Annotated in this window: 17 protein-coding genes and 1 tRNA gene; 6 read left to right on the top strand and 12 right to left on the bottom strand. The window is 58.4% G+C overall.

Annotated elements, in window-relative coordinates:
• Positions 1–283: 283 nt before the first annotated feature.
• Positions 284–430, bottom strand: coding sequence for a hypothetical protein (locus Q9S52_RS05255; RefSeq protein WP_304708392.1), 147 nt, complete (start codon positions 428–430; stop codon positions 284–286).
• A 225-nt stretch (positions 431–655) separates the two neighbouring features.
• Here Q9S52_RS05255 and Q9S52_RS05250 point away from each other — a divergent pair, with 225 nt between their 5' ends.
• The 3 genes from Q9S52_RS05250 to Q9S52_RS05240 all read left to right on the top strand — a co-directional run bounded on the left by Q9S52_RS05250 (position 656) and on the right by Q9S52_RS05240 (position 3,684).
• Positions 656–1,744, top strand: coding sequence for an AI-2E family transporter (locus Q9S52_RS05250; RefSeq protein WP_304708390.1), 1,089 nt, complete (start codon positions 656–658; stop codon positions 1,742–1,744).
• Positions 1,745–1,787: 43 nt separating this feature from the next.
• Positions 1,788–2,660 carry a transketolase gene (locus Q9S52_RS05245; RefSeq protein ID WP_304708389.1) on the top strand — a complete coding sequence of 291 codons (873 nt, stop codon included), beginning with the start codon at positions 1,788–1,790 and terminating at the stop codon, positions 2,658–2,660.
• 67 nt (positions 2,661–2,727) lie between these two features.
• Complete coding sequence (locus Q9S52_RS05240; RefSeq protein ID WP_300828683.1) at positions 2,728–3,684, top strand: transketolase family protein; 957 nt, start codon at positions 2,728–2,730, stop codon at positions 3,682–3,684.
• 215 nt (positions 3,685–3,899) lie between these two features.
• Here Q9S52_RS05240 and Q9S52_RS05235 read toward each other — a convergent pair whose 3' ends face one another.
• From Q9S52_RS05235 to Q9S52_RS05195, 9 genes are all read right to left on the bottom strand, one after another.
• Positions 3,900–4,136 (bottom strand): hypothetical protein, encoded by a 237-nt coding sequence (locus Q9S52_RS05235; protein ID WP_304708388.1) that lies wholly within the window; start codon positions 4,134–4,136, stop codon positions 3,900–3,902.
• Positions 4,137–4,182: 46 nt separating this feature from the next.
• The gene (gpmI, locus tag Q9S52_RS05230; RefSeq protein ID WP_300726852.1) at positions 4,183–5,700 is read right to left on the bottom strand and encodes a 2,3-bisphosphoglycerate-independent phosphoglycerate mutase; all 1,518 of its coding nucleotides are present in this window, start codon (positions 5,698–5,700) and stop codon (positions 4,183–4,185) included.
• A 44-nt stretch (positions 5,701–5,744) separates the two neighbouring features.
• Positions 5,745–6,689, bottom strand: coding sequence for a M23 family metallopeptidase (locus tag Q9S52_RS05225; RefSeq protein WP_297628313.1), 945 nt, complete (start codon positions 6,687–6,689; stop codon positions 5,745–5,747).
• The gene (locus tag Q9S52_RS05220; protein WP_294593700.1) at positions 6,682–7,656 is read right to left on the bottom strand and encodes a M23 family metallopeptidase; all 975 of its coding nucleotides are present in this window, start codon (positions 7,654–7,656) and stop codon (positions 6,682–6,684) included. Before Q9S52_RS05220 ends, Q9S52_RS05225 begins: the two co-directional genes overlap by 8 nt.
• Before the next feature lie 80 nt (positions 7,657–7,736).
• Positions 7,737–7,946 carry a hypothetical protein gene (locus Q9S52_RS05215; protein ID WP_304708387.1) on the bottom strand — a complete coding sequence of 70 codons (210 nt, stop codon included), beginning with the start codon at positions 7,944–7,946 and terminating at the stop codon, positions 7,737–7,739.
• Between the two features lie 133 nt (positions 7,947–8,079).
• Positions 8,080–8,283, bottom strand: a complete 204-nt coding sequence (locus tag Q9S52_RS05210; protein WP_304708386.1) for a hypothetical protein — start codon at positions 8,281–8,283, stop codon at positions 8,080–8,082.
• 54 nt (positions 8,284–8,337) lie between these two features.
• On the bottom strand, positions 8,338–8,574 hold the full coding sequence (locus Q9S52_RS05205) for a hypothetical protein (RefSeq protein WP_304708385.1): 237 nt from the start codon (positions 8,572–8,574) through the stop codon (positions 8,338–8,340).
• A gap of 363 nt (positions 8,575–8,937) precedes the next feature.
• On the bottom strand, positions 8,938–9,090 hold the full coding sequence (locus Q9S52_RS05200) for a hypothetical protein (RefSeq protein WP_304708384.1): 153 nt from the start codon (positions 9,088–9,090) through the stop codon (positions 8,938–8,940).
• 140 nt (positions 9,091–9,230) lie between these two features.
• Positions 9,231–9,911, bottom strand: coding sequence for a hypothetical protein (locus Q9S52_RS05195; protein ID WP_304708383.1), 681 nt, complete (start codon positions 9,909–9,911; stop codon positions 9,231–9,233).
• Positions 9,912–10,125: 214 nt separating this feature from the next.
• Between Q9S52_RS05195 and ppdK the strand changes: the two genes are divergently transcribed.
• Both ppdK and Q9S52_RS05185 read left to right on the top strand, forming a co-directional pair.
• Complete coding sequence (ppdK, locus tag Q9S52_RS05190) at positions 10,126–12,855, top strand: pyruvate, phosphate dikinase (RefSeq protein ID WP_294593693.1); 2,730 nt, start codon at positions 10,126–10,128, stop codon at positions 12,853–12,855.
• Positions 12,856–13,025: 170 nt separating this feature from the next.
• On the top strand, positions 13,026–13,874 hold the full coding sequence (locus Q9S52_RS05185) for a hypothetical protein (protein WP_304708382.1): 849 nt from the start codon (positions 13,026–13,028) through the stop codon (positions 13,872–13,874).
• On the opposite strand, the gene Q9S52_RS05180 is transcribed toward Q9S52_RS05185, so the two are convergent.
• Positions 13,844–14,236 carry a DUF2007 domain-containing protein gene (locus tag Q9S52_RS05180; protein WP_294593689.1) on the bottom strand — a complete coding sequence of 131 codons (393 nt, stop codon included), beginning with the start codon at positions 14,234–14,236 and terminating at the stop codon, positions 13,844–13,846. The genes Q9S52_RS05185 and Q9S52_RS05180 overlap by 31 nt on opposite strands.
• A 117-nt stretch (positions 14,237–14,353) precedes the next feature.
• Positions 14,354–14,427, bottom strand: a tRNA-Arg gene (locus Q9S52_RS05175).
• A 167-nt stretch (positions 14,428–14,594) separates the two neighbouring features.
• Between Q9S52_RS05175 and Q9S52_RS05170 the strand changes: the two genes are divergently transcribed.
• Positions 14,595–15,707, top strand: a complete 1,113-nt coding sequence (locus Q9S52_RS05170) for a CofH family radical SAM protein (RefSeq protein ID WP_304708381.1) — start codon at positions 14,595–14,597, stop codon at positions 15,705–15,707.
• Positions 15,708–15,726: the final 19 nt, after the last annotated feature.

Raw genomic sequence — 15,726 nt, 5'->3', positions numbered from 1 at the left:
GCCACCCCGCGCGGCGGACTGCAACTCGTCGGGGCTCGTTGCATTCACCGCTGGCAGCGAACAGCTTAAAAGAGACGAATGGGTCGTGCTTTAGCGGCTCTACGAGGCCAGGCGACAGGCCGAACATGACAGCCGGGCGGTGACTGGGGATAGCTTTTGTGGGTCGGACGCCCGGGAGTGGTCATCGTGGGTAGAGACTGTCAGCAAAAGACGCTGTGCGTCCCTTCCGAGGGGAAGGCATCCGGCCCGGGCGGTTCTGCGAACCGCAGGTTTTCGGCCCCGTTTATTCCGAGAGGCAGCGCAACGGAAAACCATAGCCGCGGTTGTCCGCATAGCTGGGATCGAGCCACGTCGCGTAGAAACCCAAGTTCATGCCATAAGCACCGCTAACCGTGAAAGACCAGTTGAACCCGTAATTGCCGACATTCACCGGCGCGCCCGTATTATAGTTGCGGTAGCCCGGGGCGGGGCCGAACAGCACTCGAACCGGGTAGCCTCTACCCTAATCGGGCACCTCGACCCCAAACAACCGGCGGCCTCAACCAAAAGTCGGCCGACCCCGACAAACCGACAAGACTGCCAGTCGACTCACACCAGCATATAATTGAAACGCCACGTCCAGCACCCGCACGGACAACGGCGAAACCGAACGACGATGAACCCCATATACCGATGGATCGCAGCAGGCGCCGGCCTTTTGGCCGCCGGCTTCCTCGTCTGGTACTTCCAGACCATCGTCTTTTATATCCTCATCGCCGCCGTCCTCTCGCTGATGGGGAAACCCCTCGTCACCGCATTCGGACACCTCCGGATACGAGGCCGCCACATTCCGCGATGGCTCGCCGCCATGGCCACACTGATCGTCATGCTCGTCGTGATCTACATCCTCGCCCGGTGGCTCATTCCCGTCGTGCTCCAGCAGATCAACCAACTCGCCTCGTTCGACATCGACCGGCTCACCGCCGCACTCGGCGAACCCATGCACCAGATCGAAACCTACATCAACACCTTCCTGCCCGACAACAACTTCTCGGCACGAGCCTACCTCGACACCCGGCTCGCCCCCCTCTTCGACAGCGTCAACCTCGGACAATCCATCACCTCGGTCACCGTCTGGGTCGTCGACCTCGCCATCGCCCTCTTCTCCATCAGCTTCATCACCTACTTCTTCCTGAAAGACGACCGCCTCTTTTTCGAAAGCGTCGTCATCTTCTTCCCCTCCAAATACGAAGCCAACATCCGACGCGCGCTCGACTCCACCACCACCCTCCTCGTGCGCTACTTTATCGGCATCTGCATCGAAATGCTCATCAAATTGATCTGCATTACCGTACCCTTGTACCTGATCGGACTGGAATTCAACACCGCCGTAGTCATCGGCGCGATCACCGCCGTGCTGAACGTCATACCCTACATCGGGCCCCTGATCGGCGGGATTCTCGGCTGCATCATCGCCCTGCTCAGCCTCCCGGCCGGAGCGACACCCGGAGCGATCATTTTCCCGATGGTGATCATTCTCGTCGTATTCCAGCTGATCGACAACATCATCCTGCAACCCTACATCTACTCCAGCTCCGTGAAAGCACACCCGCTGGAGATCTTTCTGGTCATCCTGATGGCCGGCTACATCGCCGGCGTGACAGGGATGCTGTTCGCCATTCCGGCCTACACCGTCATCCGCGTCTTCGCCAAAGAATTTTTCAACCACTTCCGGGTGGTACAAAAACTGACGGAAAACATATAACCCCTTTCCGTCCCCGCATAAAGAACAGATACACAGATCACACATGGCAGAAATCAAACAGTTGGAAACCCTGGCCGCACAAGTACGTCGCGACATCGTGCGGATGGTTTCCGGAGCCGCCTCGGGCCATCCCGGCGGTTCGCTCGGAGCCACCGACACCCTCGTCGCGCTCTACTTCGACACGATGCAGATTCCGCAGACTCCGGCAGCCGGAACAGAAAATACCGGAATCGGTGAAGACCTCTTTTTCCTCTCCAACGGACACATCTCGCCCGTTTGGTACAGCGTTCTGGCACGGAAAGGATATTTCCCAGTGTCGGAGCTGTCCGGCTTCCGGAAACTCGGAACGCGAGTGCAGGGACACCCCACGCCGGCAAAAGGATTGCCCGGTGTGCGGGTCGCCTCCGGATCGCTCGGACAGGGACTCTCCGTGGCGCTGGGGGCGGCGCTGGCCAAGCGGCTCTCGGGAGATGCGGAACACCGCGTTTTCGTCATGATGGGCGACGGCGAGCTCGAAGAGGGACAGATTTGGGAAGCGGCGATGTTCGCCGCGGCGCGAGGCATCGACAACGTGGTCGGCATCGTGGACATGAACGGCCAGCAGATCGACGGCACCTGCGACACGGTGCTGGGGATGGGATGCGGAGCGCAACTGCGGGCGAAGTGGGAGGCATTCGGCTGGACGGTGCTGGAGATGGACGGACACGACATGCGCCAGGTGGTCGAAACGCTGCGCTATGCCCGGAACGAGGCGTGCGGACACGGGAAACCGGTGGTGATTCTGGCACGCACGGTGATGGGCTGCGGGGTGGATTTCATGGCCGGGACGAACGAATGGCACGGCAAGGCTCCGGACGCGGCACAGACGGAACGGGCCCTGGCACAGTTGCCGGCGACAGAGCTGGGGGACTATTGAGGCGGAAAAAAGCGAAAGAGCCACACGGCCCCGAAATCAAACCACTAACACAGAACCTACATACACCATGAGACCCTATACCATCACAGGGAAAAAAGATACCCGTTCCGGATTCGGCGACGCCATGACCCTGCTCGGAGAGACCGACCCGCGAGTCGTCGCCCTCTGCGCCGACCTCACCGGATCGCTGAAACTCAACACCTTTGCCAAGGAAAACCCCGACCGCTTTTTCCAGGCAGGGATTGCCGAAGCCAATATGATCAGCGTCGGCGCCGGCTTGGCGTTGGGCGGAAAGGTGCCGTTCGTGACCACCTTCGCCGCGTTCGCCACCGGACGCGTCTACGACCAGATCCGGCAGAGCGTCGCCTACTCCTGCACGAATGTCAAAATCGCGGCTTCGCATGCCGGAATCACGCTGGGGGAAGACGGAGCCACGCACCAGATCATGGAAGACATCGGGCTGATGAAAATGCTGCCCAATATGGTCGTCATCAACCCGTGCGACTACAACCAGACCAAAGCTGCCACACTAGCGGCGGCGGCTTATCAGGGGCCGGTCTATCTGCGTTTCGGCCGGCCGACGGAGCCGATCTACACGCCGGCGGACGAACCGTTCGAGATCGGTCGGGCCGTCCGGTGGAGCGAGGGTAAGGACGTGACGATTCTGGCAACCGGCCATCTGATGTGGCGGGCGATTCAGGCCACCGAACAGCTCGAACGGGAGGGGATCGGTGTAGATTTGCTGAACATCCACACGATCAAACCGTTGGACACGGAAGCTATCCTCGCTTCGGTGCGAAAGACCGGCTGTGTCGTCACGTGCGAAGAGCACATGATCAACGGAGGCTTGGGGGATAGCGTGTCACAGCTGTTAACCCAGAATCAGCCTGTGCCTCAGGAGTATGTGGCGGTCAACGACCATTTCGGCGAGAGCGGAACTCCGGAGGAATTGTTGGTCAAGTTCCATCTTGACACGCCGGACGTCATAGCTGCCGTTCGCCGGGTGATGGCACGGAAAAAGTAGGCGCTGGATACCGGATAAGCACGTTGAGTTTCGGCGTGCTGAGGTTCGCCCCGGGCTACCGCTACTACCCCTTGGGCGCGCTGAGCGACATGGGCTACGGTGGTTTCATCTAGTCTTCCATTACAAGCGACACCTACGGCCTGCACTTGAGTTTCGGCACGACATGGTTCTTTTCCAGCGTTGCGGATCGCCGCACCTACGGTCTTCAGTTGCGTTTATTCCGAGAGGCAACGCAACTGAAAACCGAGGTTACGACCGTTTGTGCCGCTGGGGTAGAGCCACGTCGCATTGAAGTTCAAGTCTATACTATTAGTCCCGCTGATTGCAGATGCCCAACTGCATCCGTAGCTGCCGACTTCGCCCAGTGTGCCCGATCCGGCATAGCGATAGCCCGGGGCGGAAAAGGCTGACAAAAAGAGGGCGTCGTTCCGCAGAACGACGCCCTCGCTCATATTTAAGGCCCCGAGAAACGTCCGTAAGCCTCGGAAAACGACCGGCCTAAACCAATGCGTGTCCCGTCATCTCAGCCGGCTGAGGCAGGCCCATGATCTTCAGCACCGTCGGCGCCAAGTCCGCCAATACACCGTCATGCACCGCTTTGATGGAATCCGAAACCACGATCAACGGCACCGGATTCAACGAATGCGCCGTATTCGGCGTCCCGTCCGCATTCACCGCATTGTCCGCATTCCCGTGGTCAGCACAAATCAAGATCGTATAACCCGCTTCCCGAGCCGCTGTCACCACCTTTTCGGCACACTCGTCCACCGCACGAACCGCCTTCTGAATCGCGTCATAGACCCCCGTATGCCCCACCATATCGCCGTTCGCGAAGTTCAGGCAGATGAAGTCCGGCGCCTCGGACCGAATGTCGTTCACCAACGCGTCAGCCACCTCGTAAGCGCTCATCTCGGGCTGCAAATCATAGGTCGCCACCTTCGGCGAGTTGATCAGGATGCGTTTTTCCCGCTCGAACGGTTGCTCGCGGCCGCCGTTGAAGAAGAAGGTCACGTGAGCGAACTTTTCGGTCTCGGCAATCCGCAACTGCGAAAGCCCCTGCTTCGATATCCACTCGCCGAGCGTGTTTTCCACATTCTCCTTGTCGAACAGAATATGCAACCCCCGGAACGACGAGTCGTAAGGAGTCATCGTACAATAGTAGAGCGGAATGGTCGTCATCCCCTGCTCCGGCATGTCGCACTGGGTCAGCACCTGGGTCAGCTCCTTGGCGCGGTCGTTCCGGTAGTTGAAGAAGATGACCATATCCCCCTCTTCGATCAAACCGATCGGCGCCCCGGCCGCATCGGTCAGAGCGATCGGTTTGATAAACTCGTCGGTCACCCCTTCGGCATACGACGCCTCGACTGCCGCCACCGCGTCGGTCGCCTTCGCCCCAACTCCCTTGACAATCAAATCGTAAGCCTCTTTGACCCGTTCCCACCGTTTGTCGCGATCCATGGCGTAGTAGCGTCCGATCACACTGGCAATCTTTCCGGTCGACTTCGCCATGTGTGCCTCCAACTCGCGCAAGTATCCCGCTCCGCTCTTGGGGTCGGTGTCGCGACCGTCCATAAAGGCATGGACGTAAGTATCCGAAATCCCGTAGTGTTTCGCGATGTCGCACAGCGTAAACAGGTGTTCCAGCGAGCTGTGCACTCCCCCGGCTGAAACGAGTCCCATAAAATGGACTTTTTTGCCGTTGGATTTGGCATATTCGAAAGCGGCGACGATCTCCGGATTCTTCATAATGGAGCCGTCTTTCGCCGCGCGGTTGATCTTCACGAGGTCTTGGTAGATGATGCGCCCGGCACCGATATTCTGGTGTCCCACTTCGGAGTTCCCCATCTGTCCGTCGGGCAGTCCGACGTTTTCGCCGCTGGTGAGCAGTTCGGCATTGGGATAGCTTTGCATCAACGAGTCGATGAATTTCGGATGGGTCGAGAAGATGGCGTCCCGCGACGAGTGGTCGCCTTTCCCCCAACCGTCGAGGATCATCAGTAAGACTTTGTTTTTCATTTCGTTATGTGGTATTTATTTTTATTTTCCTAACAGCCCGAATCCTAGTCGAAGGACTGCATCCCGAGTCGGGAGATATCCTGAAGCCGTTGCTGCTGGGGCATCCCGAGCTCCATGAAGAAGTAGTTGATCGGATCGACCGGCCGCCCCCGATAGTGCACCTCGTAGTGCAGGTGAGGCGCGAACGAAAGGCCCGAATTCCCCGAAAAAGCGATGATATCCCCCCGACTCACCCGCCGGCCCGGCTCGACCGTCACCTTGTCCAGATGCGAGTAGACGGTCTGATAGCCGTTCCCGTGGTCGATCGTCAGGCTGAGCCCCGAAGTCTGTCCCCGGGTCTGCAAGCTCTGTACCGTGCCGTCCGCCGTGGCGAAGACCGCCGAACCCGCCGGCACCGAGTAGTCCACTCCGTTATGCTGCGACATGGTCTTGAAAAACGGATGCACCCGCTCGCCGAACGATGCGGTGAGGAGTTTCAGCTGCCGGTTGTCGACCGGCTGGATCGCCGGCGTGGAGAGCGCCCGGGCGACATCCCGGGCCACCCGCTCGTGCAACCGCTCCGTGGTGGCGTCGTAGTTCGAGACCCGCTGATACAGCAGCCCGAGGTGTTCGTCGAAATAGTTCCCCAACTCCTTGTTGGTCATCCCGTCGAGGCGTGTCCGAAAAGCGATGCCCCGCTGCCGATCCTCTTCGGCCCGGGTCGCCGGATCGGCCTCGAAAAGAATCTTATAGACGCTCCTGTCCCGTTCCGAGACGTTTTCCAGAATCTCCTGCAACATGGCGTACCGCTGTTCCAAAGCGCGGTACTCTTTTTCGATCTTCGCGGTGCTTTTCTTGAGTTCGTACTCGATCGGGGTGTCGAAAAAGAGGGAGAAGACGACGAAATAGATCACCGCCACGGCCAACCCGCTGAAGAACCGGAAGGTCCATGTCACCAGTTTCTTGCGCCGCCGGGGACGGGTCGAATTATGTACCGGGTTCTTACTCATCGAGTTCGTAAATGGTGGCCTTGGCCGATTCGGTAATGGTGCGGAACTCTTCTTCGCTCATATCGCGACTGATGTAGTTGATCGGATTGACGGGGCGTCCGCGGTAGATCACTTCGTAGTGGAGGTGAGGCCCGGTGGAGCGTCCCGTGCTGCCGACTTCGCCGATCAGCTCGCCGCGTTTGACGAGTTGTCCCGGTTTGACGAGGCTTTTGCTGAGGTGGGCATAACGCGTGCGGTAGCCGAATCCGTGGTCGATCACGATCTGGATACCGTATCCGGACTGCGGTTTCTGGTCGGCGACGAGCCCCGTCCCGGTGGCATAGACCGGGGTTCCGGTCGCCGCCCCCATGTCGATCCCCTCGTGACCGATCCACCGTTTCAGGATCGGGTGCATCCGCATCCCGAAGGCGCCGATATCGCCGCGCAGTTTGGTCTTGTCGAGCGGCATGATGGCCGGCACGACCTCGGCCATCAAGTCCTTGTCGACGGCAAGTTTCTCGATCTCGTCGTAAGAGAGGGACTGCAAATAGAGCTGCCGGGCCAAAGCGTCCATCTTTTCCCACACGCGGGTCATCAGCGGCGCATAGCGTCCGTAGCCCACCGACGCGTATTTCTCGTCGGCATACGGCACATAGACGCCCGGCATATCGAGCGTATCGGCCGAAAAGATGGCCCGATAGACGGCATGATCGCGCTCCCGGAGCTCCGAGAGCTGGGCCAGCGAAGCGTCGACACGCTTTTCGAGCAGCTGGTAGTCGTGCACGATCGCTTCGTTCTGCTCGCTCAGGCGGTGCATCTTGGGGGTATAGAAGAAGTAGGAGAAGACGAAATTGACGACCGAGGCCACGATGAAGACGAGCAGCACCGTCCGGACGAACCGGAAGAGCCACAACCGCACGGGCAGCACGAACCGCTCGCGGAAGAAGTGGTAGAGGGTGTAGTATGACGAAGGTTCGTTCGGTTCCATGCTCATCGTGAGGGCGCGGCGAGGGCGCAGTTAGCGCAACAAATTTACGATTTTTTTCAATGCGCCGTTTCTCCCTCCGTTTATTCCGAGAGGCAACGCAACTGAAGACCGTAGGCATGTCCGTCCGAGTGGCTGGGATTGAGGTTCTGCGTGTCGAAGTACAAGTACATCCCACCGCTGCCGTGCACCGACGACGAATAGCAAAATCCGACGTTGCCGTAGCCGTCCAGCACGCCTGAAGCTGACCAGCGGTAGCCCGGGGCGGGGGTTCCGTTTCTTCCGAGAGGCAACGCAACTGAAAACCGTGGCCGCGGCTGTCTGTATAACTGGGAACGAGATCCTGTGAGTGGAAAAGTAAATCGAACTCGTAGATGTCGTTCGTGGTGGATGACCAGTAAAATCCACTATTGCCAACGAATCTTATTATGCCCTCATAGTCCGTGCGACCGAAATCGCGGCAGCCCGGGGCGGGGGTTCCGTTTCTTCCGAGAGGCAACGCAACTGAAAACCATGGGCGCAGTTGTCTGAATAGCCAAGACCGAGACTCGTCACGCTGAAAAGCAAGTCCAAACCGTAGATGTCGCTTGTGACGGACGACCAGACGAACCCGCAGTTGGCGATGCCCATCAGCGCGCCCGAATGGGAATAGCGGTGGCCCGGGGCGGAGCTCGCTTGTCCCGTTTATTCCGAGAGGCAACGCAACTGAAAACCGTAGGTGCGGTATGCCGCATTGCTCGGAGTCAGCTGGATCATGCTGAAATAAAAATAAATAGCATTAATTTTACTGACCGCAGAAGACCAGCTATAACTGTTGCCTCCGATATCGCCCAACACGCCCGAGGCACCCTGGCGGAAGCCCGGGGCGGGGCTTTCTTTTCCCGCGCGCCTTTGGGAAATCTTGTCAAAACGTGCCAGCACATTTTGACGATTTCCCCTTTTATAGGCGGCGGCGCGCGATCCGGTCATTGCCCCGGATAGAACTGCCCTGCGCGGGCGGCGGCCGGGTGACCCCGGCGGGACGGGCGATGCTTGCGCATCGCTAAGGCCGCCTCGGCCCCGTTTATTCCGAGAGGCAACGTAATTGATGACCGTAGATGCGGCCGTTCGCGTTGCTGGTATTGAGGTGCATCACGCCGAAATCCAAGTTCATGCCATTGGTACCGCTGACCGCCGACGAATAGCTGAACCCGAGGCTGCCGACGTTGCTCAGCCCGCCATTGGCTCTCTCGCGGTAGCCCGGGGCATGCCCACAGGGCGTTTACTGGCAGCCTCGGTTCCTGTTTATTCCGAGAGGCAACGTAACTGAAAACCGACAGCTCGGTGGTACACGCCGCAGGGAGCGAGCCAAGTGACACTGAATCCCAGAATCATACCGTAAGTCTCGCTGAGCGTAGAGGCCCAACAGTATCCATCATTCCCCACATGATATAGCACCCCCGAATGTTCGTAAAATCCCGCATCGCGGAAGCCCGGGGCGGCGAGGCTCTAACGACAATATGCCGCCCCTAAAACACCTGTCGGAGAACCCAAACGGACTCTCCGACATGCGCTGATACAGAAAAATCGACCTCCGCCTACTCTCCGCCCTGAAGAAGAGGAATCAACCGATATTCCCACGAGTCTCCGCTGGGTAAATATACACCGGCCGGCAGATACAGTACCTGATACAAAACGTCCTGCTTCAACGGTTCCGTTTCTTCAGCATCCGTAAGAATCTTGGACACCGGCGCCCGGAACAGCTCCCCGGTCGGTTCGGCATCTGCCACGGGAACGATATCCGCCTGCGTCCAGAGTCCGCTCTCCGGATCCGGCCGGCTACAGGTCACGCGACACACCAAGGTATCCCCCTTCCGATATCGCCCCTGCCACTCCTCCTGATTGAACACGACCAGTTTACAGCCCTGAATATTACCCTTCATGTCATTCACATGCGTAAACGGCTGGCTCCAAAACTCATTCCAGAACTCGTCTCCCTCCCCCAATCCGTATTGATCCCAATCCACGGTCATCAAATCGTCCTCTTTCCCCTCGGCTATCAGCCGTTCGCCCAACTCATCCACCTTTTCAGCCCAGCTGTTTTCTATCACATTGCACCACAATTCATTGTACTCCTCTTCTGAAATGACCTTCCCGTTACTGTCGAAAAAACGAGTGGCATCCTCCTGCCCCTCTTCCAGGTCAAACCCTACGAGTACCGTCAGCGGCGTACTTTCCACAACCAAAGCGCCGCATAAAGTCGAACGTTCCTTTTGCATTCTTTCCTGATTTTTATCACCAAAGATACAGAATACCGGCTATTCCCGCAAATGTTCCAGTTCACCCGCGCCTCCGCAAGCCCAACCTTCGGAAGGCGGTATGAAATTCCCGAAAAATACAGTATATTTGCCGAACGGACGCGCCCGCGCACGGACGGGATCGGCCCGAAATCACCCTGATTTACAAACAATTCATTCATAAATCAACACACACATGTCTAACGTAAAACGCGTTTATTCGTTCGGTAACAAAAAGGCCGAAGGAAACGGCAAGATGAAAGAACTGCTCGGCGGCAAGGGGGCCAACCTCGCCGAGATGAACCTCATCGGCATTCCGGTGCCGGCGGGCTTCACCATCACCACCGAAGTTTGTACCGAATTCTATACGCACGGGAAAGAAGGCGTGATCGCCATGATCAAACCCGACGTCGAAAAAGCCATGAAAGAGGTCGAAAGCCAGATGGGCATGGAATTCGGATCGGCTACCAACCCGCTGCTGATGTCGGTTCGGTCGGGCGCGCGCGTTTCGATGCCGGGGATGATGGACACCATCCTCAACCTCGGGATGAACGACCAGGCGGTCGAAGCGGTGGCCAAACGAAGCGGGAACGCCCGGTTCGCCTGGGACTCGTACCGCCGGTTCGTGCAGATGTACGGCGACGTGGTGCTCGGGATGAAACCCGAATCCAAGGAAGACCACGACCCGTTCGAAGTCATCATCGACGAAATCAAAGCGAAACGCGGGGTGAAGAACGACACCGAACTCACCACCGACGACCTCAAAGAGATGGTGACCCGGTTCAAAGCTGCGGTTAAGGCACAGACCGGCAAGGACTTCCCGGCCGATCCGTGGGAACAGCTCTGGGGCGCCATCTGCGCCGTGTTCGAAAGCTGGATGAACGAACGCGCCATCCTCTACCGCCAGATGCACAAATACCCGTCGGAATGGGGAACCGCGGTCAACGTACAGGCCATGGTCTTCGGGAACATGGGCGACAACTCGGCGACGGGGGTGGCTTTCACCCGCGACGCGGCGACCGGCGAAAACATCTTCAACGGCGAATACTTAGTCAATGCACAGGGGGAAGACGTGGTAGCAGGGATTCGGACTCCGCAGCAGATCACCATCGAAGGCTCCAGAAGATGGGCAGCCTTGCAGGGGATCAGCGAAGAGGAACGGAAAGCGAAATACCCCTCCCTCGAAGAGGTGATGCCGACGGTTTACAAAGAGCTGAACGACATCCAGAACCACCTCGAAACCTACTTCACCGACATGCAGGACATCGAGTTTACCATCCAGGACGGTAAACTGTGGATGCTCCAGACCCGGTCGGGGAAACGTACCGGCGAAGCGATGGTACGGATGGCGATGGAGATGCTCGCAGAAGGGTTGATCGATGAAAAGACCGCCGTGCTGCGGGTGGAACCCGCCAAGCTCGACGAGCTGCTGCACCCGGTGTTCGACAAAACTGCGGTGAAATCGGCCAAAGTGCTGACCAAAGGGCTGCCGGCATCGCCGGGGGCTGCCACCGGCCAGATCGTCTTCTTCGCCGACGACGCCGAAGCGTGGAAAGAACAGGGCAAAGAGACCATTCTTGTCCGTATCGAAACCTCGCCGGAAGACCTGAAAGGGATGAACGCCGCTAACGGGATCCTCACTGCGCGCGGGGGGATGACTTCTCATGCCGCTGTGGTTGCCAGAGGGATGGGCAAATGCTGCGTTTCCGGTGCGGGGGCTATTCAGGTGGACTACAAAGCTCGGACGATGACCATCGACGGGACGGTCTTGAAAGAAGGCGACTGGATCTCGCTGAACGGCTCGACGGGTGAAGTTTACGAAGGCAAAGTGGCTACGCAGGCGGCTGACCTGTCGGGCGACTTCGGCAAGTTGATGGACTTGGCCAGCAAATATGCACGTTTGCAGGTGCGGGCCAATGCCGACTCGCCGCGCGACGCGAAACAGGCATTCGCGTTCGGGGCACAGGGGATCGGTCTCTGCCGCACCGAACACATGTTCTTCGAAGGGGATCGGATCAAGGCAGTACGCGAAATGATCCTCGCCGACGACGAAGAAGGACGGCGCAAGGCACTGGCCAAACTGCTGCCGATTCAGCGCGGCGACTTCGAAGGGCTGTTCGAAGTGATGGAAGGCAACCCGGTGACCGTTCGGTTGCTCGACCCGCCGTTGCACGAATTCGTACCCCACTTCGAAAAAGAACAGCGCGAAATGGCTGCCGAAATGGGCGTCAGCTACGAAACGATCCGCGAAAAGGTCGAAGCGCTGGCTGAGTTCAACCCGATGCTGGGGCACCGCGGCTGCCGGTTGGGGAACACCTATCCGGAAATCACCGAAATGCAGACCCGCGCGATTATCGAAGCGGCCATGAACGTGAAGAAGAAAGGGATTCCGGTACACGTCGAAATCATGGTGCCGCTCGTAGGGAACCACAAAGAGCTCAAATACCAGAAGAAGGTCATCGACGCAACGGCCAACGAAGTGTTCGCCGAACGCAACGACAAGATCGACTACATGATCGGTACGATGATCGAAGTTCCGCGTGCGGCGGTTACGGCCAATGAAATCGCCGAAGTGGCTCAATTCTTCTCGTTCGGTACCAACGACCTGACCCAGATGACGCTCGGTTTCTCGCGCGACGACATCAGCAAGTTCCTGCCGGAATACCTGAAGAAGGGGATCTTGAAACAAGACCCGTTCCAGATTCTGGACGTCAAGGGCGTCGGCCAGCTGATCCGCGAAGCGGTGTTCAAGGGTCGCGGGGTGCGCGAAGGCTTGAAGTGCGGGATCTGCGGCGAACACGGCGGCGAACCGAGCTCGGTAGAGTTCTGCCACTATGCAGGGCTCAATTACGTATCGTGCTCGCCGTTCCGGGTGCCGATCGCACGGCTCGCAGCGGCTCACGCGGCATTGAAAGAGGGGAAATAATCGACATAGAGGCATGGGTTTCTCGCCCATGCCTCTATATAACCCAAAGGAGAGGGGGCGATGTGACACATTGTGCACATCGCCCCCTCTCCTTTTCTATTATCCGGAAAATTGCAGAAATCCGTAAAAATAACCTATCTTCGGGAAGCAACTCCGACTCGACAACCGATATGAAAAAACGACTCCTCCTGCTCGCCTCCATGCTGCTCGCCGCACACAAGGCGGCCGAAGCACAGCAAAACGGAGGCCGTTTCCTGAAACGCATCGAAAACAACTACGCCAACTCCGTGCGCGTCATCGAGCCGGACGGGTCGGTGCACGGAATGTACAACCTCGACTCCAAAAGCGAGCTGGAGAAACGCTTTTTCGGCGATTTCAACGCCCCGATCGAATTTTTCGTCGCTCCGTCGTTCGAAGGGAGTTCGGGACTCTGCCTCTACCGGGACTCGACCGGCAACTGGATGCTGGAGGCCAAGCAGGTAACGAATTACAGGGAGGTGGAAGACGAATTAACGAAAGCGTTCCCGCTCATGAGCTTTTCGGCGGAACAATTCAGAGACAGCACTCTGATCGACAGCTCTTTGCGACACAATCGCGCCATGATCCGGCGCATCCGGACAGAAGCTCCCGACCTATATCGCATCGAGGCGAAAAAAGTGCCCGTCGGCGAGGCGCTGGCAAAACAGATTTATGAATACACGACCCACCTTATCAACCGGTATGTGGGCAGCGAATATCCGGACATGGTTTTCGACGGCGAACAGATCACCTTCCGCAGCGTCGTGGGATACGACCTCTGGACACTGACGCTTCACTCGCCCCGAAGCCACGAGGCGGAAAAAGCGACAGACTTGTACCGGCAACTGATTGCCGACATTCTGACCGGGCAGGTCATCGACGAAGAGCAATACATCCGGCTGCTGACCTCCTACGATTCCCGGCGCGTTGTGCGGGAATCACAGCCCGCCGCGACCAAAAATCCCTCTGTTCAGAACTCCCGACGGCACTCCCGGCAGTAGTAATTCGCCCGCACCTTCCCCGGAGGCGACATGGTCAGCGCCGCCAATGCCGTCCACAAAATTTTCCGCCACCGTTTCGGCCCTCTGAGCCCCAGCGAGACCTGTTCCGAACCGCAGAACGGACACGCTTTCGGCACCGCAGCCTCCGCCTCTTCGCTCCCCTCCGGCGCCAGCACGGCCATCGCAGCCGCATAGTCCTCGTCGGCCACCCCCACGCGTACCGCCCGATCCGAATCCGAACCCCAAGGCATCACCTCATTGACGTATTCGTTGAGCAAACAAGCCTGAATGCCCGCATTCGCCAGCTGTCCCTGCACCAGCGAAGCCTCGAAACTATCGGCATAAAATCCTATGATTTTCATCTCTGAAACAGTTGAGTGATCCTCCCTAAAGATACGATTTTTCAGACAGATCGCCAAATCTTCTCACTCCTCTGCACAAAAAAAAGGGGCGAACCCTCGCCCCAATTTCGAAATAAGTGACGCCGACAGGACTCAAACCTGTAACCTTCTGATCCGTAGTCAGATGCTCTATTCAATTAAGCTACGGCGCCGACAGCGTTCTGCCCCCGCACCAAGCGGAGACGAACAACAGAACAAAGGTAACCCTTTTCGTCGGGTTTTCCAAAATTTTGTTTCGTCGAAACGCACTGTCCGACGGGCGCGGTTGCTTTCCGGCGAGCGGGATATTATCTTTGTCGCACGAAAATTTCTCTACGACATGACCTCACTCACTGACATTTATCACCGTGCGCTGGACGGGACGCCGCTCACGTTCGCCGAAGCGATGGCCCTGTGGAACGATGCGCCGCTGGCCGAATTGATGACTGCGGCGGACGCGGTTCGTCGTCGGCTCCATCCGGAAGAGAGGGTGACGTGGCAGATCGACCGCAATGTGAACATCACGAATGTCTGCGTGAGCGGGTGCAAGTTCTGTAGTTTCCACTGCCGACTGGCCGATCGGGAGCGGGCGTACGTAACGTCGATGGAGGAGTACCGCCGGAAGATCCGGGAGATGCTGGCACTGGGGGGCGAACAGCTGCTGTTGCAGGGCGGACTGCACCCAAGGCTCGATCTGACGTGGTACGAGGAGCTGTTCTCAGCGCTCAAGAGCGAGTTTCCGAATGTCAAACTGCATGCGCTGGGACCGCCCGAAATCGCGCATATCGCGCGCATTTCGGGCTTCGGCAGCGATGCCGAGGGGTATCGGACGATTCTGGAACGGCTCGTGACGGCGGGATTGGACTCGCTGCCGGGGGCTGGGGCGGAGATTTTAGACAACGAGATCCGCCGCCGCATCTCGCCGGGAAAGTGCTCGGCGGACACGTGGCTGGAGGTGATGCGGGTGGCGCACCGAATGGGGCTCTGCACGTCGGCGACGATGATGTACGGCCATGTGGAGCGACCGGAGCATCGCATACTGCATCTTTTAAAAATCAGGGATTTACAATCTCTGAAATCGGATTCGGCACCGGGTTTTCTGTCGTTCATCGCGTGGCCGTACCAAGGACGGGGAACGGCGCTGGAGGCGGAGACGGGGCTTTCGGGAGGGGCGGAGACGGCGGAGTTTCTGCGCATGATCGCTGTCAGCCGGCTGGTGCTGCACAACATCCCGAACATTCAGGCGTCGTGGCTGACGACGGGTCTGGCGGCGGGCCAGATGGCGTTGCACGGGGGGGCGAACGACATGGGTTCGATCATGATCGAGGAGAATGTGGTGAGCGCGACGGGATTCGAGGGTCGAACGACGATCGATGCCGAGCGGATGCAGGAGGCGATCCGTGCGGCGGGCTTCACGCCGGCTCTGCGCAACCAGCGGTACGAGTTGCTCTAACGGAAGACCGCCCCGGGCT

This window comes from uncultured Rikenella sp., from assembly GCF_948810725.1.
Lineage (GTDB): Bacteria > Bacteroidota > Bacteroidia > Bacteroidales > Rikenellaceae > Rikenella.
This window is presented reverse-complemented; position numbering and strand designations above follow the sequence as displayed.

Excerpts from the sequence above, each read along its gene's own strand:
- Q9S52_RS05250 (WP_304708390.1), top strand. The coding sequence starts at position 656 with ATGAACCCCATATACCGATGGATCGCAGCAGGCGCCGGCCTTTTGGCC.
- Q9S52_RS05245 (WP_304708389.1), top strand. The coding sequence starts at position 1,788 with ATGGCAGAAATCAAACAGTTGGAAACCCTGGCCGCACAAGTACGTCGC.
- Q9S52_RS05240 (WP_300828683.1), top strand. The coding sequence starts at position 2,728 with ATGAGACCCTATACCATCACAGGGAAAAAAGATACCCGTTCCGGATTC.
- Q9S52_RS05235 (WP_304708388.1), bottom strand. The coding sequence starts at position 4,136 with ATGAGCGAGGGCGTCGTTCTGCGGAACGACGCCCTCTTTTTGTCAGCC.
- gpmI (WP_300726852.1), bottom strand. The coding sequence starts at position 5,700 with ATGAAAAACAAAGTCTTACTGATGATCCTCGACGGTTGGGGGAAAGGC.
- Q9S52_RS05225 (WP_297628313.1), bottom strand. The coding sequence starts at position 6,689 with ATGAGTAAGAACCCGGTACATAATTCGACCCGTCCCCGGCGGCGCAAG.
- Q9S52_RS05220 (WP_294593700.1), bottom strand. The coding sequence starts at position 7,656 with ATGGAACCGAACGAACCTTCGTCATACTACACCCTCTACCACTTCTTC.
- Q9S52_RS05210 (WP_304708386.1), bottom strand. The coding sequence starts at position 8,283 with ATGGGCATCGCCAACTGCGGGTTCGTCTGGTCGTCCGTCACAAGCGAC.
- Q9S52_RS05195 (WP_304708383.1), bottom strand. The coding sequence starts at position 9,911 with ATGCAAAAGGAACGTTCGACTTTATGCGGCGCTTTGGTTGTGGAAAGT.
- ppdK (WP_294593693.1), top strand. The coding sequence starts at position 10,126 with ATGTCTAACGTAAAACGCGTTTATTCGTTCGGTAACAAAAAGGCCGAA.
- Q9S52_RS05185 (WP_304708382.1), top strand. The coding sequence starts at position 13,026 with ATGAAAAAACGACTCCTCCTGCTCGCCTCCATGCTGCTCGCCGCACAC.
- Q9S52_RS05180 (WP_294593689.1), bottom strand. The coding sequence starts at position 14,236 with ATGAAAATCATAGGATTTTATGCCGATAGTTTCGAGGCTTCGCTGGTG.
- Q9S52_RS05170 (WP_304708381.1), top strand. The coding sequence starts at position 14,595 with ATGACCTCACTCACTGACATTTATCACCGTGCGCTGGACGGGACGCCG.